The following is a 22,917-nucleotide window of genomic DNA, read 5'->3' as shown; positions in this document are numbered from 1 at the left end:
CACCTTCCTATGCCGCCTTCGGTGCGACCGATGGTGGCGAATCAGCTAGGGTATCGGGACGGGCCATTTTTTGCACCTCTTAGCGAGAAAATGCAAGATGAAGACCCTGATCATCCACCGTGCCACAAAATGTTGATATCGTTGTCTTTTCGGTACTATTTTAAAGTGGCGGTTTCGTGTGGCCTTCTTCGAGATTGAACCGTGTTTCGAATCCCCGAATCGGCCCCCGCCCACGGGAAGAATACTATGGTGAGTGAGTCCGCAAACGCACGATCGGAGAAACAACTCGATCGCGTTCTGGGCTTTTTTCCGCGGGTCGAAGCCAAGGCTTCATTCCTCTTCGCCGTCAACACGGGCATGCTGGGATTCGTAGCCCTCAACATGCGCAAGGAGGACTTCGAACATTGGTATGTCATAGCCCTTGCCCTGGCATTTCTGGCGCTTGCCGTGGCGAGCATCGTCTACGTCTATCGCTGCGTTTTTCCCCATTTGGTCGGCGACGATAACTCAATGATCTATTTTCGGTCGATCGCAAAGCAGTCAGCTAAGGAGTTCGGCGAGCGCTTCACGTCGAGAACCGACATCGACCACGTTAACGACGTGACCGAGCAGATCTGGCGAAATTCGACGATTCTGAGAGAGAAGTTCGATTTCCTGAAGTGCGCCTTTATGCTCACGATGCTTTCAATTGTGCCATGGGTCGCAACAATGGCCGCTGCGGCGCAATTGCGCTCAACCTGGCCGCTGAAGTAGCCACATGGGAGTTCTTGACGATATCGGAGGTGACGTCGGCGGCGTCCTGAAGGATGCTTGGAATATTAGGGACGGCCAGGTAGTCCCGACAACGGACACAGTTGCGCTTGCTGGAGGAGGGGTAAAGCTCTCGGCGACCTTCCTTTATGCTGACCTCGCGGACTCGACCAAGCTGGCTATGTGGGACAGGAGAGTAACCGCAAGGGTATGCAAGGCGTTTCTGGCGGCATCGTCCCGCCTGATCAAGGTCTCTGGCGGGGAAGTCCGCAGCTTCGACGGTGATCGAGTTATGGGCGTCTTCGTCGGTGGATCGAAGAACACATCGGCGGTGAAGTGCGCCCTGAAGATCAACTATGTGTTCAAAAATATCCTAAAGCCTCGCTTTGAAGCAAAGTACGAGGCTTTGCGGGACGGCACCCATGTGCTGGGTCATGGTACTGGCGTCGACACCAGCGATGTGCTCGCGGTACGAGGCGGAGTTCGCAATAGTAACGATCTAATCTGGGTGGGACGCGCTCCCAATATCGCCGCGAAGCTCTGTAGCCTCCGGGAACCTCCGTTCAATACGTTCATCTCTGGCACGGCCTACGATGCCGCCGCCGCTGAGGCCAAGACTAGTTCTGACGGGCGTCCCATGTGGGAAGAGCGTCGGTGGACTAACGGTCCCGTAGAGAGGGTCTTCCGGTCGTCGTGGACTTGGAAGCTTTGAGGACGAATTGCTCAAGTTGTCGGCGCCGCCCGATCAAAAACAAGCATTCGCGCCGTGAACGGTGCGGGACCCAGTGCCAAAGCAGGCATTGTGGGACGTTCGGATTGACCTTGATATGTGCTGTGAAGGCGGTGTCGTCAACGGCGGTCATCGGTTCGATCGTTAGCGGTCGACGTCGTCGAGGCCCGGCATGCCGTGAACTTCGGTCTCGCCGGGTGGTTATCGTAGTCCGGCACTGGGCGCCAGAGGTCGACCACGCTCTTCATCATGGTGCGAGCGTGTGCGCCTCGCGCGCGATGTCCGTGAAATCTTCCAGCCGGGATCTATCGGAACGGTCGTCCAATGGAGGAACCACAGTGAGCCTGCAATTTGACGAGTCCTGGGCCACATAATTCATGGCGGCGATCTGCTAGGACGCGGCCAACGTCTCGATGAATTCTTCCATCGAAGGCTGCGCTGCTCTTTGCAGTTTGTGCAGATCCTCCGGCTTGAGATTGGTGTAGCGCTGCAATATTCGCCAATCCTTGTGGCCCGTCACAAGCGCGACCTTTTCGATCGTAAGTCCTGCCTCAAACAGCCGACTCGTGCCTTCGTGACGAAGATCATGGAAATGCAGGTCGTCGATCTTCAATTCATCACATGCGCGGGTAAATGCTGTGCTGATGGATTTATGATGGTGCGGAAAGATGCGGCCTTGGCCTCGTGTGATGATCCGTTGCTGTAGCAAAATCTCCCATGCATCATATCCCGTTAAGTTAAGTAGCGGGACCTTTTGATGATTGCCGATTTTGTGTCTCGGATCTTTGCGATCTCGAAGCAAGACAAGCCTCTTCCTGATATCGACGTCAGGCCACTCCGGCTGGCATATTTCTTCCTGACGCATAGTTGTCGCGATCGCATAGCGCACGATGCGGCCCATCGGGATCACTTGGCGTGGATTGGTCTCGAAATACTCGATGAGTTCGTCGATTTCGTCTTGTGTAGGCCGACGGTCGCGTTCGATCCCTCTGCCCACAAGATCGAGGTGCTTCAATGCAATGCGTGCTAAACGAACTTCCTCAGCCGAGACTTCGATTCCATGAACGGCTGCTGCGTGCGATACGATTGTTCTGATGAAAGACAAGTCAATCGCTAGCGTCGCGGGGCCGGCACCTTGTTTCGCGCGCTTCCTTCCGAATTCGATCAGGCGCTCGCGGTTCAATTGAGGTAGTTTCACGGTCCCAAGCGCGTCTTTGAGTGCTTCCATGACCGCGGCCTTCGAACGGCGAGGGGGCTTGCCGACCTCGTGCATATCCTGGTCATGGAGGTCTATCAGGTCGCCGAATGTTCGAACCGTTCGCAGCGCACGCGGCTTGGACGATCCGTTGCGGTCGATATTGCGCTCCATCTCGAGCGCCCATTCTTCGCCGTCCTTGCGTCGTCGGAACGTCTCGGCCACATAACGGGTCTTGCGGCGGACCTGGACGCGCCAGTTTCCAGATGCCAGCTGAGTGAAGGTCGCCACGCGTGTGCACTCCGGCTTTCGTGTGCACTATGTGTGCACTGAGAGGTCAAAACGGATACAAACGTGTGCAATTTCGTCTAGTTGGGAGTGCACACGTTCTTCTTTCATCCTCTTGAGAGTGTAGGGTAAATCATTGGAATTGCAAGACTATCGCTTTTCTGTGGCACCCATGATGGATTGGACCGACCGGCATTGCCGCGTCTTCCACCGTCTGATGAGCCGGCGTGCGCGGCTCTATACGGAGATGCTGACGACCGGCGCCATTATTCATGGCGACCGCAGGCGGCTGCTCGGGTTCGATGCCAGCGAGCATCCGGTGGCGCTACAGCTTGGCGGGTCGGTTCCGGATGATCTCGCCACTGCTGCGAAGATCGGCGAGGATTTCGGTTACGACGAAATCAATCTCAATGTCGGCTGTCCGTCCGACCGGGTGAAGGATGGCCGCTTCGGCGCCTGCCTGATGGCGGAGCCGGCGCTGGTTGCCGACGGCGTGGCTGCGATGAAGCGCGCGGTCAGGATTCCCGTCACGGTCAAATGCCGGATCGGCATCGACGACCAGGATCCGGAAGTGGCGCTCGACGTGCTGGCGCGCAGTGTGGTCGCGGCCGGCGCGGACACGCTGGTCGTGCATGCCCGAAAAGCCTGGCTCAACGGATTGTCTCCGAAGGAAAACCGCGACATCCCGCCGCTCGACTACGACAGGGTCTACCGGCTCAAGGCCGTGCTGCCGGATGTGCCCGTCATCATCAATGGCGGCATCGGCAGTATCGCGGAGGCGAAGCGGCATCTCGACCATGTCGACGGCGTGATGCTGGGGCGGGCGGCCTATCAGGAGCCGTGGCGCCTGCTCGACGTCGATCCGGAATTGTTTGGCGAGGCGGCGCCGCACGCGTCGATGAAGGACGTCTTCGAAGCGATGTTGCCCTACATCGAAGACCAGTTGTCGCAAGGCGCAAAGCTGCATTCGATGACGCGGCACTTCGTCGGCGCATTTCATGGCGTCCCCGGCGCGCGCGCCTTCCGCCGCCATCTCGCGGAGAAGGGCGTCAAGCCGGGCGCCGGTGTCAATGTGCTGCGCGATGCGGTCGCGCTGGTCGAAGATCGCGCATCGGAGCCGGTTGCGGCGTAAGCGTAGCGTTTTCGAGCGAAGTGGATACCGGTTCGCGTGAAGAAAACGCGTCAAAACTAAAACCCGGCTCCGCGACAATCGCCCCGGAGCCGGACGTTCCGCATCGACGCCTCATCTCAGGAAGCGGGTTGTGCGACCTTGCGCAAGCCGGCTGTCTCTTCAAGGCTGTTGGAAGCGATCGCCGCCGGCCGCTTCGCCAGCAGGATGATCGCGCCGGCGGCGATCGCCGAGATGCCGATCGACAGGAACATCGGCGTCGGGCTCTGGTAATATTGCTGGAGCGCACCGGCGACGAACGGGCCGAGAATGGCGCCGACCCGCGCGACCCCGAGCTCCATGCCGACCGCGGTGGCGCGCACGCCGGTCTCATAGGACGCCGCGGTAAAATTGTTCAGCACGAACTGCGCGCCGATGATGAAGAAGCCGGCGGCGGCGACTGAGGTGATGTTGACGATATGGTCGTTCATCGCCACCAGCGACAGCACGGCGAGGCCGCCGAACGCCCACCAGGTCGCGATCAGTCCGCGGCTATAGCCGGACCGGTCGACGAGGTGGCCAAGCACGAGGCCGCCGACGAACGACATGATCTGCATCAGCGCGCCGAAGCCGAAGCTGGCGGCAAAGGTCTCGCCACGCTGCATCATCACGGTCGGAATCCAGCCCGAGAGGCCGAAGATGCAGAACAGGCTGAGGAATGCCGACGCCCAGATCGCGAGCGTGGTCCGGCGATACTTGGCCTGAAGCAGCGTCGCGACCGAATTGACCGGCTTCTCGGACTCTCCCACGGCAATCTCAGCCGATTTGTAGACATTGGCGCGCTCGGGCCGCAGCCTGGTCAGCATGTCGCGGATTTCGTCGACGCGGCCCTGCAGGGCCAGAAACTTTGGCGATTCCGGCAGCATCAGGTGCATGAAGGGCAGAAGCAGGAACGACAGCGAGCCGATCCAGTAGAGCGACGTCCAGCCGAACACCGGGGTCGCAAACACGCCGGCGACACCGGCGAGCGTGCCGCCCAGCGCCCAGCCGAGCGCGACGCCCCACAGCGCAAAGGTGTTGGCCACGCGCCGCGGCGCCAGCTCGTTGATGTAGGTGGTCGCAAGCGGCAACAGCACGCCGAGGCCAATGCCGGTCAGGATCCGCAGGATGCAGAACGACAGGAACGAGTCCGCCGAGGTCGCGGTGAGCAGGGTGAAGATGCTGGTAATCCACAGGCCCCCGAGCAGGGTGCCGCGGCGGCCGAACCGGTCGGCAATGATGCCGTGGAGTGCAGCCCCGATCAGAAATCCGACCAGCCCGCTGGAGATCAACAGTCCCGCCTGGCCGGCCTGAAGGCCCCATGGTTTTGCGACGTAATGAATGACGTAAGCCGGATTGAACGTGTCATATCCGTCGAACAGCGTCAGCAGTCCCATGATGGCGCCGAGGCGCCAGTGAAAATTCCCGACCTTTGCCTCGGCTAGTTCCTCGTGAAGATCGATTGCCTTCGCAGTCATGCCCGTATCCCTCCCAGATGGTGATGGTGTCATGTGAGACCGCTTATTCCGCGGCTTGATGGATGCCGTTCCCGGCGACAGTGGTTTCGCCGAGATCGAGCTTGAACAGGTCGATGGCGTTGCGTCGGCCGATCTTCAATCGGTCATTCTCGCTGATGCTGGCGCTGTTGAACCAGTCGGAGGCATGATCGACGTTTTCGAACGGCCAGTCGACCGAGAACAAAATGCGGTCCGCTCCGATCTCCAGAATTGAATCGATCAGCGTTTGCGTGCGGAAATTGCCTGAGGTGGTCAGGAAGAAGTTGGCGTTGAAGTAATCGCAGATCTTCTTCTTGGCCTTGTGCTTCGGCGGTGCCTTGACCCAGCCGTTGCGATGATCGACGCGCCACATGCTGTAGGGCAGGCCTTCGCCCATGTGGCCGAGGATGATCTTCAGTTTCGGATAGGCATCGAACAGGCCCGATCCCATCAGGCGCAGCGCATGCACGGCAGTTTCCTGTCCGAACGCCCAGGTCGGACCCATCAGCCACGGATGTCCCTCATAGATCGCACAGTCTTCCGGCAAGGGATTGCGCGGGTGCAGGTAGAAGGGCAGGCCGGTCTCTTCGACCTTGGCCCAGAACGGCCAGTATTGCGGCAGGTCGTAATAGACGGGACGCTTGCCGTCGCCAATCTGCGAAAAGCCGTTGACCAGCGCGCCGCGGAAACCGAGCGTCCTGATGCAGCGCTCGAGCTCCTTGATCGCGAGATCCGGATCCTGCATCGGCAGCGCGGCAAAGGCCTGAAACCGCGATGGCCGTTTCGCCACTTGCTCGGCGAGGAAATCATTGGCGCGGATCGCAATCTCGTTGGCGCGGGCGACGTCGGGAATCGCTTGAACCGCCGGCGCGTTCAACGACAGGATCATCATTTCGATGCCGTGCTGGTCCATCTGCGCCAGCCGCTTGTCCTGGATATCCAGGAGGCGGTCTTTCAATTCCGGCCAATAGGATTCCGGGACGAAGCCCGCTGAATCCATCAGCGTGTCCGGTATGGCGAAATGTTCCTCTAGTGCGATCTTGCCCTGCATGTCGTCCTCGCTGATGTCTGATGTTGATTAGTACTGTCCCTGCGGCGTCAGTCCGAGCGCGAGCTGGCCGTACATCGTGCCGACCGCGTCCCAGTTCATGCTGATGTGGCGGCCCACGGCATTGGCGTCGCGCCAGGCGCGCTGCACCGGATTGGAGAGATCGAGGCCTAGCCCGCCGGTCGAGGCGTTCAGCGCTTCGCTGGCGCGGATCGCGAGTGCGACCGAGAACGCCTGGCCGCGGCGGCTGACGATACGGTCCTCGACCGAGACCGGGTTGCCGGCACGGATGGTTGCCGCACGGTCGCGAAGATCGCGCAGCAGCACTTCGCGCGCGGCGTCGACGGAGGCTGTGGCTTCGGCCACCCGCAACTGGATGGTTGGAAATTCCGCCATGCGATTGTTGTGGCCGGCCACCGCGCCGCGGGTGACGCGCCGCGCGGTGACGGCGAGATAGTCCTCCAGCGCGCCGGCGGCGGCGCCGACCGCGGTGGATGCCAGGCAGGAGGGAATGTTCGACAGCATCGGGATCGAGAAGGCCGGGTTGGCGGCATAGAGTGCGGCGCCCGGCGTCTTTCCGGACGTGGTGTCGGCGAATGACAACAGGCGGTGCGCCGGTACGAACACGTCCGCGAGAACCAGCGTCTTGCTGCCGGTGCCGCTGAGGCCAACGACATTCCAGGTATCGTCGATGACGTAGTCGGAGGCAGGGACCAGCAGGAAGGCCGGCGCAAACTGGCCGCTGTCTGTCTTCGACGGCAACAGCGCCGCGCAGAGCGACCATTGCGCGTTGTCGCAGCCGCTGGCGAACGACCAGCGGCCGCTCAAGCGATAGCCGCCCTCGACCTCGATCGCCTTGGCGGCCGGCGCGTAGGAGCCGCAGGCCACGGCATCGGGATTAGTGTCCCAGACGTCGCGCTGCGCGGCTTCCGGAAATCCCGCGATCAGCCATTGATGGGCCGCGAGCAGGCCGCCGACCCACGCCGTCGAGGCGCAGCTTTTCGCCAGCTCGATGTTCAGTTCGACCAGCACGTCGAAATCATACTCGTAGCCGCCGAACATCGCGGGCTTGACGATGTCGAAATAGCCGATGTGGCGCAATGCGGTGATGTTCTCTTCGGGAACGCGCCCGGCCTTTTCGGTATTGTGGGCGCGCGCCTTGATCTGCGGCGCGATCTGCGCCACGCGGCTGCGCAACTCGGCAAGGTCGGGGCGAGGGGCCGCCTGTGCCGGCACGTCCTTCAACTGGGCGACTGAAACCATTGGCTTGCTCCGTGTCTTCGATTGTCTGAAAGGCGGCTCGGCGGCAGGGTCGGGTTCACGCAGCCTGGCTGTCGTGGGGCACCGAGAAGCAGTAGGTCGCATCCTGATAGATCAGGGGTTCGATCGGATCGCGGACGTTCACGGTCTCGGCTTCGCCGATGAAAATCGTGTGCGTGCCGTAGGGGACGGCGGCTGCCTTCTTACAGAAGATGTTGATCTGGGCATCGGCGAGATAGGTGACGCCCTCTGCAGAGGTCATCCAGTCGCCGAGCCCGAACCGTTCTTCGGCCGGGAGCGCGCCGCTGAAGGCAGATGAAAGAGTGACCTGATCACGGCGCAGCACGTTGACGCAGAACCGGCGCGCCAGCAGCATGATGTCGTGCAGCAGCGTCTGCTGGTTGACGCAGACGATCAGGGAAGGCGGGTCAAGCGACAGCGAGGTTACCGCGGTTGCCGTCATGCCGTGGCGGCGGTTCTGGTCTGACGATGTGATGACCGACACGGCGGCGGGAAATCGCCGCAACGCGCGCTTGAACGTTTCCCGCAATTCGTCGGATGCCGAATCCAGCGACATGGTTTCCTCCACTGAACGGTCCGCTCTTCTCCGGCGGCTTAACTTTCCAAAACAATAGTTGCAGTTGCAAATATCAGTCAAGCGGAAATTTTCAAATGCAACAATTGCCTTGAAAAGCGATCGGCGCCCAGCTATTGGAAGGTCGCAACAATTGCGACAGCACGGATTGCAAGACCTTGTACAGGCTGACAAATTCCTTTCCGTATCTGCTCAACCGCGTCGGCGTGCAGATGGGCGAGCTGTTTTCCCGGCGCATTGCCGGTTATGGCGTGACCCTGCCGATGTATCGCGTGATGGCCGCGCTGTGGGAAACCGGCGATCAGCGGCTCGGCGATCTCGCAGCGATGACGACGATCGAGATATCGACATTGTCGCGGCTGGTCGGCGAGATGAAACGCCGTGGCCTCGTCACGCGCGCGCGGCTGAAGGACAACGGCCGCACCGTCGCGATCAACCTCACCCCGAAGGGGCGCACACTAGTCGAGGAGTTGATCCCGATCGCCATCCACTTCGAGGAGGTCGCGGTTCGCGATTTCCCGTCGAAGAACATTTCCGACCTGAAGACGGTCCTGGCCGAGATCTACGAGAGCCTGAAATCGCTCGAACCCGAGATCGAGGAAGCGAACAAGGCGCGCAAGGCGGCAAAGAAAGCCTGACTTTTTCGCATTAGCGCGATCAGGCTCTGCTGGCCATTAGCTGCGCATGGCGGCGCGGAAGCCGACGAAGCTCAACGCGCCCGCTACGATAACTGCAATCCAGCTCGCCCAGAACGGCACATCTACGCCGTTCAAGGTGACGGACCATCCCATCACAATCCGGATCAACTGCAGAACTGCGATCAGGGCAAAGATGGCGGCGGCAAGCGTGCAAAAGGTTCTCATGCTCATTGCCCATCTCCGATGGCACACGAGGAGGTGCTTCCCCCGCATCCAAGATGGGGAGGGACCGGCGCGGCGGCTACTCTCCTTAGACAGGGAAGTGATGTAACCGAGCCGCTTTCGATATGTCGCACAATCGCCGTTTCGCGACGCCGCGGGTCTGCATCACTTCCGCCCTTGGCACCTTTGAGACGTCCGACAGCGACAGCGGATGTCTGTTTGTCGGGGCAGACCAGAGGTGATCGGTACACCAAAACGACGCGAGTGATCCGAAGCAGACCTCGTCCGCTTCGGGTGGATTGGGCCTGAGGTCGGGCTTGCTCACCAAGTTCTGAAGAGAGCGACCGAAGCCGTTCCAGGAGGAATTATGCTCGCTGAATCAAATTTCGCAGTCGACTGAATTCAAAGCCTTGCGCAAGCCACCAAACGCGCTCAGCCGACAGGGTTCGGTGGCGCTGGCGGCCTTTGACCGCTCGGAAATGGTAGTTCGCTTGATATCGGTTGGCTTTGGCTTCGGCTTAGGAGGGGCAGCAGTAGCGACCTTCTTTGATTTGGGATCGTGCCGATGGCGGTTGATCACCCTCGGGGGCTCCGAAGAACCGATACTGACGCCTTCCGACGGAGAAATGCGTTCGTCGACTAGAGCAGGCTGTGCTGGCGTCTCGCTGCTCGCAGCGGTACTTTCAAGTCGATCAGCCTTCGCCAGCGCACCATGTGAATCGGAAATGCCTGCGCCTGTCTCGGCGAGGGGCTGGACGATCACCACTGCACTACGCGGTGGAGCTCTGAGTTCCATTGCCGCCAGTACGCCTACACCCAATGGGATGAGGAGGCCCAACGACACCATTCTCAGCATGATGTCCTCCGGCTTAAATTTGTGCCGGTGAAAATTCTCCGATCTAATGAGGCAACTTGGCGGCGGCTGACTTAACAACCCGACCCTCGTACAGGGCGTTTGCCGACAGGGTTAACCGTTTGGCTTTGCCGGCGGCAGCCATCTCTTTAGCGGATGCGGTGTTCTGGCGACGAACGCCTGCGCATGAGCGGAGGTGCCGTTATGCGGTGCATGGGTCCTGTTATGGCACAAAACGTACATCGATCCGGTGATGGTCGATGTCGGCGCACGGCCATTCGTGGAACCGTGAACCCCTTCACATTTGAAATCCGTCAGTCGTCCTAGGTTTGTTTAACCAACGCTGGGGCTGTTCTCAAAGAGTGGAGAAAGCTGCAATGCGTGAACCAAATCTTGAAAAGTTGAACGCGCTCGTAGCAAAGCTGGTCGGCGACCTCGGCATCTCACTGGGCGGCGCAAGCATACTGCTCGGCGATCGCCTCGGGCTTTACAAGGCGATGGCGGATGGTGCTGTGGTCACTCCGTCCGAGCTCGCCAGGAAGACTGGTCTGCATGAGCGTTATGTGCGCGAATGGCTGTCCGGGCAGGCCGCCTCTGGATACATCGACTACCACCCCGAAAAAAATGCGTTCTCACTCTCGGCGGAACAAGCCATGGCATTCGCCGAAGAGGGGTCGCCAGCTTTCTTTGCCGGTGCATTCGATGTCGTGCAGGCCACCTATCTCGATGAACCAAAAGTCGCCGAAGCGTTTCGAACTGGCAAAGGCGTTGGTTGGCACGAGCATTCGAAGTGTCTTTTCTCCGGCACCGAACGTTTCTTCAGGCCGGGCTATAACGCCAATCTGGTTTCGAACTGGATTCCGACGCTCGAAGGCGTCGAAGCGAAATTGAAAGCTGGCGCCAGGGTGGCCGATGTCGGATGCGGCCACGGCGCCTCCACGATTGTGATGGCGCAGGCCTACCCCAATTCAGAGTTCTTCGGGTTCGATTACCACAAACCTTCGATTGAACGCGCGAAGGTCTTGGCGCAGGAAGCGGGAGTTGGGGACCGCATTACGTTCGCGCAGGCCAGTGCCAAGGATTTTCCGGCGAAAGACTATGATCTGGTGGCGTTCTTCGATTGCCTGCATGACATGGGCGACCCCGTGGGTGCAGGCAAGCATGTCAAGGAAACGCTAGCCAAGGATGGGTCGTGGATGATCGTCGAGCCGTTTGCTCATGATAATCTCAAGGATAATCTCAACCCGGTGGGATGCATCTTCTATCACGCCTCGACATTCATTTGTACGCCAGCCTCACTCTCTCAGGAAGTGGGCTTGGGGCTCGGTGCGCAAGCGGGTGAAAGCAGATTGCGGCAGGTGGCGACTGAAGCGGGCTTCAAGCGCTTCCGCCGCGCGACCGAGACGCCGTTCAACATGATCTTCGAAGTGCGTTCTTGAGCGATCAGAGCAACGGTGCGCATCAGTCCGGATGCTGCAGGAAATGCAGCTCCCAGAGCCCTGCATTCAGTCCGGACTGATGTCACCTATTGGCCCATCGCGTCGATATCGGCATGTCTGCTTTTGCGCCGTCTTGGAGGCCAAGCGGACATGATCAACTATGAGCCGACGCGCTAATTCGCCGCCGTGCGGCGCTTGCTCCGGCCGGCGACGTCGGGATAGCCGTGCAGCATCACCTTGTCGGCCTGCACGCCCCAGCTTTCCAGGCGATCCAGAAAACTCATTCCGAGCAGGTTGGTCTTCATCTGCCCGCGCGGCACCACCAGCGCCGGGATCGATTTTTCGACGAGCGCGCCGACTGCGAGACGATCGAGCGTCAGCCGCGCCGCCTTGGTGTGACCGCCGGCGGTTTCGACATCGACATTATATTCGAGCATCTCGATCGGCAGGCCGATCGCTTTCGCCGTTTCCCAGGTCAGTACCACCGAGGTTGCGCCGGTGTCGATCACCATCGGCGCCTTGACGCCGTTGATCTTGGCGTGGAGCGCGAATTCGCCGGCTCTGCCGCGCGCGATCTCCACGGCGGGCGCCGGCTCCAGGCTGCGTTGCCGCAGCATTTTCGATACCGAGTTGCCGGCGCGCGCGAGCTGGTCGGGATCGCCATAGGCGACGACAGCGCCGGCGGTGGCCGCGAGCATCGCCAGAACGAGCAGGATGCGGATCACCTGGCGCCTCCGCAGCTTGGTCCGGTAGTCAGCCGCGTTCGCTGCGCGGCGGTATCGGCACCAGACCGGCGTCCGCCATGCGCGCCGCAAGCCCTTCCATTACGGCCAGTCGCTCCGCCGTTTCCATGCGGTGCCAGCGCGCGATCTCCGGCAACGTTCGTCCGCAGCCGAAGCAGAGTTTGGTTTTGGGATCCATCATACAGACTGCGATACACGGCGTTTCTTTGCTCATTCGTGGATAGTGAAGTGGTTTACATCCCTTGCGCAAGCGCTTGCGGTCATAGTCCCGTGCCGGCACTCATGATCGGTTTGTGACGCGCCCGGCGCTTCTCGTCGGCCGCCGTGACGGCCGGTTCCGGCTGCAGGGGCGGGGCCTCCTCAGCCATCGGCGCCAGCGCGCTCATCACGCGCTCCGGCGGGAAGGTGACGATGACTTCGGTGCCGATCCGCAGTTTCGATTTCAGCGTGAAGGTGCCGCCATGCATGTCGATCAGGCTCTTGGCGATCGGCAGGCCCAGGCCTGCGCCCTGTTCGGCTGATTTGATCGAGTTGGAGCCCTGGCCGAACGAGGCCAGCACGATCGGGATTTCGTCCTCGGCAATGCCGGAGCCGGTGTCCTTGACGCTGAGATATTGGCCGCCGGATGCGGTCCAGCCGACCTTGAGCCAGATGTCGCCGCCCGGCGGGGTGAACTTGATCGAGTTGGATATGAGATTGAGCACGACCTGACGCGTGGCGCGCTCGTCGCCCCAGATCCGGGGCATGCCGTGCTCGAACACCTCGTGGATCGTGATGCCGCGGCTGCTCGCGCGCAGCTTCAAGAGATGATGGCAGTCGGCGACGACGTGCACGAGCGCCACCGCTTCCTCGTTGAGTTCGTAGCGGCCGGCCTCGATCCGCGACAGATCGAGAATCTCGTTGATGAGATTGAGCAGGTGGACGCCCGAATGGTGGATGTCGGCGGAGTATTCCTTGTAGACCGCCACCGCGTGCGCGCCGAAAATCTCGCTCTTCATCACCTCGGAGAATCCGAGGATCGCGTTCAGCGGCGTGCGCAGCTCGTGGCTCATCTGCGCCAGAAACCGCGACTTGGCGACGTTGGCGGATTCGGCGCGGTGCCGCGCTTCGTCCGAGATCGCCTTGGCCTGTTCGAGCTCGCCGATCAGCGCGTCCTTTTCGGCGCGCGCTTCCAGGGTCTGCAGCGTCGTCGAATGAAGCTGATGGGCCAGCAGCGCAAAATAGCATTCGGCGGCGACCGCCAGCAGCGCGAGGGCGTAATTATCGAAAGTGCCGCCCATCACGAAGTTGAGCGCGATCGCGGCCGTCACCGGCGCGGTTGCCGCCACCGCCGCGATCGGCAGTGTCGCCGCCAGCATGCTCGACACCGCGATCACCAGCAGCATCAGGAACATCATCATCGTGTTCGAGACGGTGTCGAGGCCGGCCGGATGCAGCAGGATCGCAGTCCAGCACAGGCCGTAGAGCAGGTCGAGCAGCACGAACCGCGTCTGCCATTTGCGCGTTTCGGCAAGCGTGGGCTGCTCGCGAAGGAAACGCTTGCAGTTGCGGATGATCGCGGCATGGATGCAGAGCATGCCGAAGGTCCAGACCGCGGCCGGCACGATATACTTCCAGAGGCCGAACAGCACGCCGGTCGCAACCACCAGCAGCATGACGACGAAGGAAGCCGATACCCGGGTCTGGGCGTATTGCCGGAGCAGCTCGGTATCGAAAGCGGGGCGCGTTCCGCTGGTCGACGTTAACCGATCGCGCGCCTCGCGCACCCGTTGTGCTGCCACGCGCCGCGTATTCACCGGTGGTGCGACCTGCGCTTCCGCCGGAAGCTGGACAACCTCAGGCTTTTCTGCCGCGTTACTCATCGAACAACACAAATCCTGCCCGCGAACCGCGCGGGCTCTTGCATTGTCTATCTGTGCAGCGAAATCATTAAGCGATGACTTAAAGAGCTAAAAATTCTCGTTAACGGGAAGTTAAAATTAACCAGTCGAGTGGAGGGAACCCCCGCTTCCGACAGGACAAGAAGCGGGGGTCTGGCTCGTCGCCTTAACCTGATTCTTTAACTCAGCGCTCCAGCCGGGCCAAAAGGCTCGACGTATCCCAGCGCTTGCCACCCATCTTCTCGACCTCGGCGTAGAACTGGTCGACGAGGGCGGTCACCGGCAGGTTGGCGCCGTTGCGGCGAGCCTCTGCGATGCAGATCGAGAGGTCCTTGCGCATCCATTCCACCGCAAAGCCGAAGTCGAACTTGCCGTCATTCATGGTCTTGTAGCGGTTCTCCATCTGCCAGGACTGCGCCGCGCCCTTGGAGATGGTCTCGATCACCGAGGGGACGTCGAGCCCCGACTTCTTGGCGAAGTGAATCCCCTCGGACAGGCCCTGGACCAGGCCTGCGATGCAGATCTGATTGACCATCTTGGTGAGCTGGCCGGCGCCGGCGGGCCCGAGCAGTTTGCACATCCTTGCGTAGGCGCCGGAAATGATCGGCTCGGCAGCGGCATAGGCGTCTTCGTTGCCACCGCACATCACTGTCAGCACGCCGTTTTCCGCACCCGCCTGACCGCCGGACACCGGCGCGTCGATGAACTTGAAGCCCGCCTTGACGGCGGCGGCATCGAGCTCGCGGGCGACCTCGGCGGAGGCGGTGGTGTGATCGACGAAGATGGCGCCCTTCTTCATGCCGGCAAACGCGCCCTCGGTGCCGATCGTGACCGCACGCAGGTCGTTGTCATTGCCGACGCAGCACATTACGAAATCCTGACCTTCGGCGGCCGCCTTCGGCGTCGGCGCGGTGCGCCCGCCGAATTTGTCCGCCCATTCCTTCGCCTTGGCTCCGGTCCGGTTGTACACGGTCACTTCGTGGCCGCCTTTTTTCACCAGATGGCCTGCCATGGGGAAACCCATTACGCCGAGACCGAGAAAAGCGACTTTAGCCATGTGCGATACCTTGGAGTTTTGGCCGGCGACGTTGGGCCGGCCGGACGATGTTTTTGGAGGAGCCGCACCATACCCGCTGCGCAGGGGAGGGCAACGCCTTCGTTGGTTGGCGGGGCCGGATTCGTGCTAGGATAGGTCCCTCAAGAACCTCACAAAAAAGGGAGTGACATCGCATGGGCGTCAGCGTCGGCGTGCTCGATCATTTCAATATCCGGACCCGCAACCTTGCCGATACGGTACGGTTCTATGAGGACATTTTGGGCCTGGAAAAGGGCGCCCGGCCCAACTTCGCATTCCCCGGGGCGTGGATGTACAGCGAGGGCAAGGCGGTGGTGCACCTCGTCGATATCTCCAAGACCGAGGAACCGCAGAAGCCGGATTCCGGCGTCGTCCACCATGTCGCGTTCGCGAGCTACGGCTTTGATGGCATGAAGCAGCGGCTGGAACAGAAGGGCATGGCCTACGACTCCCGGCAGGTTCCGGGCGGCGACCTCTGGCAGATCTTCGTCAATGACCCCAACGGCGTCATGATCGAACTGAACTACGAGGCCGCCAAGGAAGAGACCGCTGCGGCCCCCGCCGAGCGGCAGGACGACGTGGGCGCGAGGTAGCCTTTTGCGCTGAACCGCTCTATTGGGTCGCATCGGACGGGCAAGGCGTTTTGGAACGCAGCCCCGCTCGCGGATTTGCTCCGTGGGCGGATCGGGCCGCGTCAAGAAAGCGCGTCGATACAAGCGAGTAGGGCCCGGTTCTTAATCGGAGCCGCAGGGGCTTCAGGAGATGCGCGAGTGAGCGTAACGCAGCAACAGGTTCTCGATTCCCTTAAGCAGGTGGCTTCGCCCCGTGGCGTGCCCCTGACCAATGCCAACGTGCTGTCGGCGATTTCGGTCACCGATGGCAAGGTGTTCTTCTCCATCAATGTCGACGCCGCCGAAGCGAGAGCCTGGGAAAGCGTGCGCGCGCAGGCCGAAGCGGCGGTGCGCGCAATTCCCGGCGTCAGCACCGCCATGATCGCGCTCACCGCCGAGCGCAAGCCGGGGTCGCCGCAGGCGGCGCCCGCGGCGCACCGGCATTCACACGGCGTGCAACCCGCTTCTGCCCATCGTCCCCCGCAAGGCGCGGCCTCGCCGATGTCCCGGCAAGCCGAAATTCCAGGCGTTGCCGCCGTCATTGCGGTCGCCTCGGGCAAGGGCGGCGTCGGCAAGTCGACCACCGCACTCAACCTGGCGCTCGGCCTGCGCGACCTCGGCCCGCGCGTCGGCCTGCTCGACGCCGACATTTACGGCCCGTCGGTGCCGCGGCTGACCGGCATCAGCGAGAAGCCGCAACTCGACGACAACAGGAAGATGATTCCGATCAAGCGCTTCGGGCTGTCGATCATGTCGATCGGTTTCCTGGTCGAGGAAGACACCGCGATGATCTGGCGCGGACCGATGGTGATGTCGGCGATCACCCAGATGCTGCGCGATGTCGCGTGGGGCACGCTCGATATTCTCGTCGTCGACATGCCGCCCGGCACTGGCGATGCGCAACTGACGCTGGCGCAGAACGTGCCGCTGAAGGGAGCGGTGATCATCTCGACCCCGCAGGACCTCTCGCTGATCGACGCGCGTAGGGGCCTTGCGATGTTCAAGAAGGTCAACGTGCCGGTGCTCGGCATTGTCGAGAACATGAGCTATTTCCAGTGCCCGGAGTGCGGCACGCGCTCGGACATTTTCGGCCATGGCGGCGCGCGGCATGAAGCGGAACGGCTGGGTGTCCCCTTCCTGGGCGAGATCCCCTTGCACATGTCGATCCGCACCACCTCGGACGAAGGTAATCCGGTGGTGGTGAGCGAGCCGGCCGGGCCGCATGCCGCGATCTACCGGGCCATCGGGACCAGGGTTCGCGACCAGCTTCAGGGCGCCATTGCCGCGGCGTAAGCTCGCCTTATGACCCCCATAAGACTTTGGTTTTAATCAGTGCAGTCATGCCTTTGTCGCGTTTTCGCTAGCCAACTTCCGTGTTAAAGCCGCCCCGCCAGAGCGCCCCGGATGACGCAGAATTCGCCCCGCCGGAGGACATGCTCCAGGAATATGGAAACGTCCCGTCTTAAGGAGACTTGAATGAAGCGTCGTGATTTTTTGAAGGTTTCAGCGGCCGGTGCTGCCGCGACAGCCGTTGCCTCGCCGGCGATCGCGCAATCATCGCCTGAGATCAAATGGCGCCTGACGTCGAGCTTCCCGAAGTCGCTCGATACCATCTATGGCGGTGCCGAGCAGGTGGCGAAGTACGTCGCCGAGATGACCGACAACAAGTTTCAGATCCAGGTGTTCGCGGCCGGCGAAATCGTTCCCGGTCTGCAGGCGCTGGACGCGACCTCCAACAACACCGTCGAGATGTGCCACACCGTCTCGTATTATTACGTCGGCAAGGACCCGACCTTTGCGATCTACGCCTCGGTCCCGTTCGGCCTCAATGCGCGCCAGCAGAATTCCTGGTGGTCGCAGGGTGGCGGTGAGGCACTCGGCAACGAGTTCTTCAAGAAGTTCGGCGTGGTCGGCTTCGCCACCGGCAATACCGGCGCGCAGATGGGCGGCTGGTTCCGCAAGGAGATCAAGACCGTTGCCGATCTCTCGGGCCTCAAGATGCGCATTGGCGGCATCGCCGGACAGGTCTTTCAGAAGGTCGGCGTGGTGCCGCAGCAGCTCGCCGGCGGCGACATCTACCCGGCGCTGGAGAAGGGCACCATCGACGCGGCCGAGTGGGTCGGTCCGTATGACGATGAAAAGCTCGGCTTCCAGAAGGTTGCCAAGTTCTACTATTACCCGGGCTTCTGGGAAGGCGGTCCGATGGTCCACGCCTTCGCCAACCTCGAAAAGTGGAATTCGCTGCCGAAGAACTACCAGGCGATCCTGACCAATGCGTGCGCCCACGCCAATAGCTGGATGAACGCGCGTTACGACATGCAGAACCCGGCCGCGCTGAAGCGGCTGGTCGCTGGCGGCACGCAGCTTCGTCCCTTCACCAATGAAGTGCTGGAAGCATGCCTGAAGGCAACCAACGAGCTGTGGGCCGAGATATCCGGCAAGAACGCCGACTTCAAGAAGTCGATCGATGCGATGCAGGCCTACCGCTCCGACCAGTATCTGTGGTGGCAGGTTGCCGAATACACCTATGACAGCTTCATGATCCGCTCGCGCACCCGCGGCTGATTACGACTTAAGTCGCAGAAAAAGGGGCCCGGCCTTCGCTTTGAAGGCCGGGCTTTTTCGTTTGCCCGTATAGTTCGGGATGGAAATCCGGAACCGATTGTTCCATGGTGGCTATGAAGGCCTCGCCAAGAAGGCCATGGCACGCATCACCAACAGGGAAGGATTCAATGAAAAGAAGAGATTTTCTTAAAGTGACCGGTATTGGCGCGGCCGGCGCCGCGACCTTGGCGGCCCCCGCTATTGCTCAATCGATGCCGGAGCTCAAATGGCGCCTGACCGCCAGCTGGCCGAAATCGCTCGACACCCTGTGGGGCGGGGTGGAGCTGATGGCCAAGCTCGTTGGCGAAGCCACCGACAACAAGTTCCAGATCCAGGCCTTCGCCGGCGGCGAAATCGTTCCCGGCCTGCAGGTGCTCGATGCCGTGCAGAACGGCACCGTCGAGATGGGCCATACCGCGTCCTATTATTATTTCGGCAAGGACCCGACATTTGCTTTCGGAACGGCGGTGCCGTTCGGCCCCAACCAGCGCCTCAACCAGGCTTGGTACATGCTGGGCGGCGGCAGGGACCTGCTCAACCAGTTCTACAAGAGCTACAACGTCACCTCGTTTCTGGCCGGCAACACCGGCTGCCAGATGGGCGGCTGGTTCCGCAAGGAGATCAACACCGTCGACGATCTAAAGGGCTTGAAGATGCGCATCGGCGGCTTTGCCGGCCGCGTGATGCAGAAGCTCGGCGTCGTGCCGCAGCAGCTTGCCGGCGGCGACATCTATCCCGCGCTCGAAAAGGGCACGATCGATGCGGCGGAATGGGTCGGGCCATACGACGACGAGAAGCTCGGCTTCAACAAGGTCGCGCCGCATTACTACTATCCCGGCTGGTGGGAAGGCGGGCCGATGCTGCTCGGGCTGGTCAACCTGGATAAGTGGAATTCGCTGCCGAAATACTATCAGAGCGTCATCGAGCAGGCCGGCCAGGCCGCCAATAGCTGGATGATGGCCAAGTACGACCAGGGCAACCCGCCGGCGCTGAAGAAACTGCTGGCAGGCGGCACCAAGCTGCACAGCTTCTCGCCGCCGATCATGCAGGCCTGCCTGAAGGCGACCAAGGAATTGTACGCCGAGACCTCGGCGTCCAATCCCAATTTCAAGAAGGTGCTGGAGTCCATGAACTCGTTCACGACCAACGGATACCAGTGGTTCCAGGTCGCCGAGCTCGGCTACGACAGCTTTATGGCGCGCAATCCGCAAGGCTGATCTTCGAGGCTGATCGCAGCAGCGGCCACGACAAGCAAAACCCCGGAGCGAAAGCCCCGGGGTTTTCATATCTGGGTCGGCCCGCGAACTTGAACCATGCTTCAAGTGGCGTCCATCAACGATGGACTGGCATTTCCTGCTCGTAACGGCCCGCCAATGGCGAATATCTTGGCAACGCCCCCTTGAAGACCCAGTGCCGACATCCATGTACCATCTATACGGATGGTGCATGGAGGGTAAACAATGTCGAATAATGTCCGCGAACTCCGACCGAAGCCGGCCGATTCTGAAAAAATCACGATCAATCTGGGTTATGTCGACCTTGGGCACGTCGACCTCATGGTCCAGGAAGGGTTCTACTCGAACCGGACCGATTTCATTCGCACAGCCATCCGCAACCAACTCGAACGTCATGCGGATGTGGTCAAACAGTCGACTGCTCGGAAAAGTCTGGACCTGGGTCTACGGAATTACAGCCGTGAGGATCTCGAGACGGTGCGACGCGCCGGCGAGATGCTGCATATCAATGTGCTGGGCCTTGCGACAATTGCCAATGATGTCACGCCGGAGCTTGCTCGCGCCACGATTGCCTCGGTCTCGGTGCTCGGAGCCCTCCATGCCAGTCCGGCGGTGAAAGCCGCGCTCGCCGACAGGACGCGGTGATGACGATGCTCAACCAGGACATCATTCGCGAAGCTACACGTCTCACGCGCGCGGGCCGACTCGTCGAGGCCACGGCACTTCTCCAGCACATGCTTCGCGGTGAAAGGACGACGGACGCGACATTGCGCACCTATCCTATCGCCCTCCCAGGAGGTACGCCGTCAATTGTAGACGCGAAAGCAAATTGGGTTAAGGAAACGGGGAGCTCGCCGTTACCGCGGGCCACATCCACTCAACCGCGCAAGTTCAACGCACCGTCAAATCGTACAAACAATTTTGCTGGGCTCCGATTGCGGGGTGCAACAAAGCGGACTCCGCTGTCCACGCGCGACATCGTGCCGGACCGTGCGAGATTTATCGACGGTAGCTATAGCAATTCTGCAGGAAGCCGTGCCTACAGGCTCTTCATCCCGAGTGGTTATCATGGGCAACCGCTTCCGTTGATCGTCATGCTCCACGGTTGCACCCAGTCGCCAGAAGATTTCGCCGCCGGCACGAGAATGAACTTTGTCGCAGAAACGCAACCTTGCTTTGTGGTCTATCCCGCGCAGCGTAGCGAAGCAAATCAGGCGAAATGCTGGAACTGGTTTCGCACCACCGATCAGCAGCGTGACACCGGCGAACCCTCGCTTATCGCGGGGATCACGCGCCAAATCATGCGCGAGTACTCAGTTGATCCAAAGCGAGTCTACGTTGCCGGACTTTCGGCCGGAGCGGCCGCAGCCGCCATCATGGGAGCAACATATAGCGATCTATACGCGGCCGTTGGTGTACATTCCGGCCTCGCATGTGGCGCCGCCACCGACCTTCCCTCTGCGCTCCTCGCCATGCGACAAGGCGGCGGCTTCGATCATCGGGCGGTTCTAACCGACCGGCCAACTGTTCCGACCATTGTTTTTCATGGCGATCGCGACAGTACAGTGCACCCAAACAATGGCGATCAAGTTATCAAGCAGTCCATCGAGGCAACGCGCACGGAAAGAAACGTGCATCGCGGGCAGGTGGCTGGAGGTCACGCCTATACTCGCACTGTCCATTGCGATGCCAGTGGGCGCCACGTCTTCGAACACTGGAGCATCCACGGAGCTGGACACGCATGGTCGGGGGGAAGCTCCGTGGGCTCCTATACTGACCCGCGAGGACCGGACGCAACAAGAGAGATGCTGCGTTTTTTCCTCGAGCATTCGCTTCCGTAGCGGTGACAGACCAGAGATAGTCAGTCTCTGGCCCCTGGCTGACTTTCGCTCAGGAAGCCGCCATGTCTGCTTCCGGAGGGCGAGGCGACCATGGTTAGGCAGGCCGCGGAGGTCAGCTTGTGACCCCGGAGCGGACATTCCATCGTATCAGCGGATCGGCTAGCATAAGCCATGACGGAGATTGTCGCGCACAACTACTATCGCGGACGTTGGCCGGAAGAGCCGATACCGGACGGGGAGCCGATCTGGCTTTTCTACGATGTTGACAAGTTGGCGGACGCGGTGCTGCGAACTGTTCACGTATTCGCCGATGGGCGCGTTGCTCGCAACAGTGTTGTACTTGAGCAGCGGCACGGTGACAAATGCCCTTCACTTATAGACTGCTCGCTCGGAGATTTGTTTGATAGTGGTAAGCTTGAAGAAATCTCGTATGAGCAGTTCGAGGAATGGTGGACGAAAGGCATAGACGTTCCCGTCTGGTTCGTCCGGTAATGGCACGAAACGGACCTGCGGGGGCGGCCTAGCGACGTCCACTCTTGAGGGTACAACGGACGTGCCGTTCAAGCAGGGGCACTTCCGAGTTTGACCCAACTCGGACATCGCCAAACAATCGATACGATTTGAATTGGGCTCTTAAACGAGCCGAAGGGGCGGCTCGTGTAGAGTTGAGCGATTAGACTAGCTAGGATGCGACATTGCTCAGCAAAGCGCAGGCGAATAACATGCCCAAACAGCAAACAGACGCTTTCGGTCGGGTGCTTGAAAATGAACTTGCCTGAATCGTTCCGACAGTATGGCGCGGCCGTTTTGGCCCGAAATTCTGAGATTGTGCATAAGTGGAACGTGGAATCCGACGGTTGCAGCCTTTCTATACCGGCACTCTCCCCAAATGGATTCGACATTCGATTCGAGATCGAGCGAGGCGCCATCACCCTGTATTGGGGCAATTGGCATACTCGCTTTGAACCGACAGCGGGGGTCGACAAGTTGATAGAAGACCTTTTTGATCTCCTACGCGACATGCTCAGTCCCGACATGCGCGTTCGTGAGTTATGCGCGGGGTCCAACCCGTATCGAGGCTTTCTGGAATCGTATGACGGAGCTCATTGGGCATCGGAACATGAAATGGCGCTGGTATTCTGGAATTATTTCGGCAAGCGCTCAGTCAGGACGTACTCCAACTCGATATTGCCTGCTCGGATGTCCAACGCTAACTACGGTACTGCGCCGGATCGAGAGCACTGAGGGCAGACCGGCCGATTGAACC

At 60.7% G+C, this 22,917-nt stretch carries 24 protein-coding genes; 13 read left to right on the top strand and 11 right to left on the bottom strand.

Annotated elements, in window-relative coordinates; all coding sequences use genetic code 11:
- The first annotated feature begins 246 nt into the window (after positions 1–246).
- Positions 247–753, top strand: coding sequence for a Pycsar system effector family protein (locus ACH79_RS37395; RefSeq protein WP_161855377.1), 507 nt, complete (start codon positions 247–249; stop codon positions 751–753).
- 4 nt (positions 754–757) lie between these two features.
- Entirely contained in the window at positions 758–1,462 is a 705-nt protein-coding gene (locus ACH79_RS37390) for an adenylate/guanylate cyclase domain-containing protein (RefSeq protein ID WP_161855376.1), read from the top strand.
- A 409-nt stretch (positions 1,463–1,871) separates the two neighbouring features.
- Here ACH79_RS37390 and ACH79_RS37385 read toward each other — a convergent pair whose 3' ends face one another.
- Entirely contained in the window at positions 1,872–2,966 is a 1,095-nt protein-coding gene (locus ACH79_RS37385; protein WP_161855375.1) for a site-specific integrase, read from the bottom strand.
- 169 nt (positions 2,967–3,135) lie between these two features.
- On the opposite strand from ACH79_RS37385, the gene dusA reads away from it, so the two are divergent.
- Positions 3,136–4,095, top strand: coding sequence for a tRNA dihydrouridine(20/20a) synthase DusA (dusA, locus tag ACH79_RS37380; protein WP_246738283.1), 960 nt, complete (start codon positions 3,136–3,138; stop codon positions 4,093–4,095).
- Positions 4,096–4,211: 116 nt separating this feature from the next.
- Here dusA and ACH79_RS37375 read toward each other — a convergent pair whose 3' ends face one another.
- The 4 genes from ACH79_RS37375 to ACH79_RS37360 are packed head-to-tail and all read right to left on the bottom strand — an operon-like array spanning position 4,212 to position 8,491.
- Complete coding sequence (locus tag ACH79_RS37375; protein WP_161855373.1) at positions 4,212–5,588, bottom strand: MFS transporter; 1,377 nt, start codon at positions 5,586–5,588, stop codon at positions 4,212–4,214.
- Between the two features lie 43 nt (positions 5,589–5,631).
- Entirely contained in the window at positions 5,632–6,657 is a 1,026-nt protein-coding gene (locus tag ACH79_RS37370; protein ID WP_161855372.1) for an amidohydrolase family protein, read from the bottom strand.
- A 27-nt stretch (positions 6,658–6,684) separates the two neighbouring features.
- A complete protein-coding gene (locus tag ACH79_RS37365; protein ID WP_161855371.1) occupies positions 6,685–7,917 on the bottom strand; it encodes an acyl-CoA dehydrogenase family protein in 1,233 nt (410 codons plus the stop codon).
- 55 nt (positions 7,918–7,972) lie between these two features.
- Positions 7,973–8,491 (bottom strand): flavin reductase family protein, encoded by a 519-nt coding sequence (locus ACH79_RS37360; RefSeq protein ID WP_161855370.1) that lies wholly within the window; start codon positions 8,489–8,491, stop codon positions 7,973–7,975.
- 176 nt (positions 8,492–8,667) lie between these two features.
- On the opposite strand from ACH79_RS37360, the gene ACH79_RS37355 reads away from it, so the two are divergent.
- Positions 8,668–9,147, top strand: coding sequence for a MarR family winged helix-turn-helix transcriptional regulator (locus ACH79_RS37355; RefSeq protein WP_202639110.1), 480 nt, complete (start codon positions 8,668–8,670; stop codon positions 9,145–9,147).
- 36 nt (positions 9,148–9,183) lie between these two features.
- Here the strand turns inward: ACH79_RS37355 and ACH79_RS37350 are convergent, their stop codons facing one another.
- The gene (locus ACH79_RS37350; RefSeq protein ID WP_161855369.1) at positions 9,184–9,378 is read right to left on the bottom strand and encodes a hypothetical protein; all 195 of its coding nucleotides are present in this window, start codon (positions 9,376–9,378) and stop codon (positions 9,184–9,186) included.
- Positions 9,379–9,748: 370 nt separating this feature from the next.
- A complete protein-coding gene (locus ACH79_RS37345; RefSeq protein ID WP_161855368.1) occupies positions 9,749–10,225 on the bottom strand; it encodes a hypothetical protein in 477 nt (158 codons plus the stop codon).
- Positions 10,226–10,599: 374 nt separating this feature from the next.
- Between ACH79_RS37345 and ACH79_RS37340 the strand changes: the two genes are divergently transcribed.
- Complete coding sequence (locus tag ACH79_RS37340; protein WP_161855367.1) at positions 10,600–11,661, top strand: class I SAM-dependent methyltransferase; 1,062 nt, start codon at positions 10,600–10,602, stop codon at positions 11,659–11,661.
- 173 nt (positions 11,662–11,834) lie between these two features.
- Here ACH79_RS37340 and ACH79_RS37335 read toward each other — a convergent pair whose 3' ends face one another.
- The 4 genes from ACH79_RS37335 to ACH79_RS37320 form a co-directional block, all read right to left on the bottom strand.
- Positions 11,835–12,386: a TIGR02281 family clan AA aspartic protease gene (locus tag ACH79_RS37335; RefSeq protein ID WP_161855366.1), complete on the bottom strand. Its 552-nt coding sequence runs from the start codon at positions 12,384–12,386 to the stop codon at positions 11,835–11,837.
- Positions 12,387–12,414: 28 nt separating this feature from the next.
- Positions 12,415–12,618 carry a DUF1289 domain-containing protein gene (locus tag ACH79_RS37330; protein ID WP_161855365.1) on the bottom strand — a complete coding sequence of 68 codons (204 nt, stop codon included), beginning with the start codon at positions 12,616–12,618 and terminating at the stop codon, positions 12,415–12,417.
- Between the two features lie 46 nt (positions 12,619–12,664).
- Entirely contained in the window at positions 12,665–14,266 is a 1,602-nt protein-coding gene (locus ACH79_RS37325) for a HAMP domain-containing sensor histidine kinase (protein ID WP_161855364.1), read from the bottom strand.
- Between the two features lie 202 nt (positions 14,267–14,468).
- On the bottom strand, positions 14,469–15,341 hold the full coding sequence (locus tag ACH79_RS37320) for an NAD(P)-dependent oxidoreductase (protein WP_161855363.1): 873 nt from the start codon (positions 15,339–15,341) through the stop codon (positions 14,469–14,471).
- A gap of 173 nt (positions 15,342–15,514) precedes the next feature.
- Between ACH79_RS37320 and ACH79_RS37315 the strand changes: the two genes are divergently transcribed.
- From ACH79_RS37315 to ACH79_RS37280, 8 genes are all read left to right on the top strand, one after another.
- Positions 15,515–15,952, top strand: coding sequence for a VOC family protein (locus ACH79_RS37315; RefSeq protein ID WP_161855362.1), 438 nt, complete (start codon positions 15,515–15,517; stop codon positions 15,950–15,952).
- A gap of 177 nt (positions 15,953–16,129) precedes the next feature.
- A complete protein-coding gene (locus tag ACH79_RS37310) occupies positions 16,130–17,263 on the top strand; it encodes an Mrp/NBP35 family ATP-binding protein (RefSeq protein ID WP_161855361.1) in 1,134 nt (377 codons plus the stop codon).
- Between the two features lie 183 nt (positions 17,264–17,446).
- A complete protein-coding gene (locus tag ACH79_RS37305) occupies positions 17,447–18,535 on the top strand; it encodes a TRAP transporter substrate-binding protein (RefSeq protein WP_161855360.1) in 1,089 nt (362 codons plus the stop codon).
- A 167-nt stretch (positions 18,536–18,702) separates the two neighbouring features.
- Positions 18,703–19,791: a TRAP transporter substrate-binding protein gene (locus tag ACH79_RS37300; RefSeq protein ID WP_161855359.1), complete on the top strand. Its 1,089-nt coding sequence runs from the start codon at positions 18,703–18,705 to the stop codon at positions 19,789–19,791.
- Between the two features lie 243 nt (positions 19,792–20,034).
- Positions 20,035–20,454 carry a CopG family transcriptional regulator gene (locus ACH79_RS37295; RefSeq protein ID WP_161855358.1) on the top strand — a complete coding sequence of 140 codons (420 nt, stop codon included), beginning with the start codon at positions 20,035–20,037 and terminating at the stop codon, positions 20,452–20,454.
- Positions 20,455–20,459: 5 nt separating this feature from the next.
- Entirely contained in the window at positions 20,460–21,650 is a 1,191-nt protein-coding gene (locus ACH79_RS37290; protein ID WP_161856760.1) for a PHB depolymerase family esterase, read from the top strand.
- Positions 21,651–21,821: 171 nt separating this feature from the next.
- Complete coding sequence (locus ACH79_RS37285) at positions 21,822–22,142, top strand: hypothetical protein (protein ID WP_161855357.1); 321 nt, start codon at positions 21,822–21,824, stop codon at positions 22,140–22,142.
- Positions 22,143–22,415: 273 nt separating this feature from the next.
- Positions 22,416–22,895, top strand: a complete 480-nt coding sequence (locus tag ACH79_RS37280; protein WP_161855356.1) for a hypothetical protein — start codon at positions 22,416–22,418, stop codon at positions 22,893–22,895.
- Positions 22,896–22,917: the final 22 nt, after the last annotated feature.

It is taken from the genome of Bradyrhizobium sp. CCBAU 051011, assembly GCF_009930815.1.
Classification (GTDB): domain Bacteria; phylum Pseudomonadota; class Alphaproteobacteria; order Rhizobiales; family Xanthobacteraceae; genus Bradyrhizobium.
The sequence above is the reverse complement of the archived record's forward strand: the minus strand, read 5'-3'. Positions and strand labels throughout refer to the sequence as shown.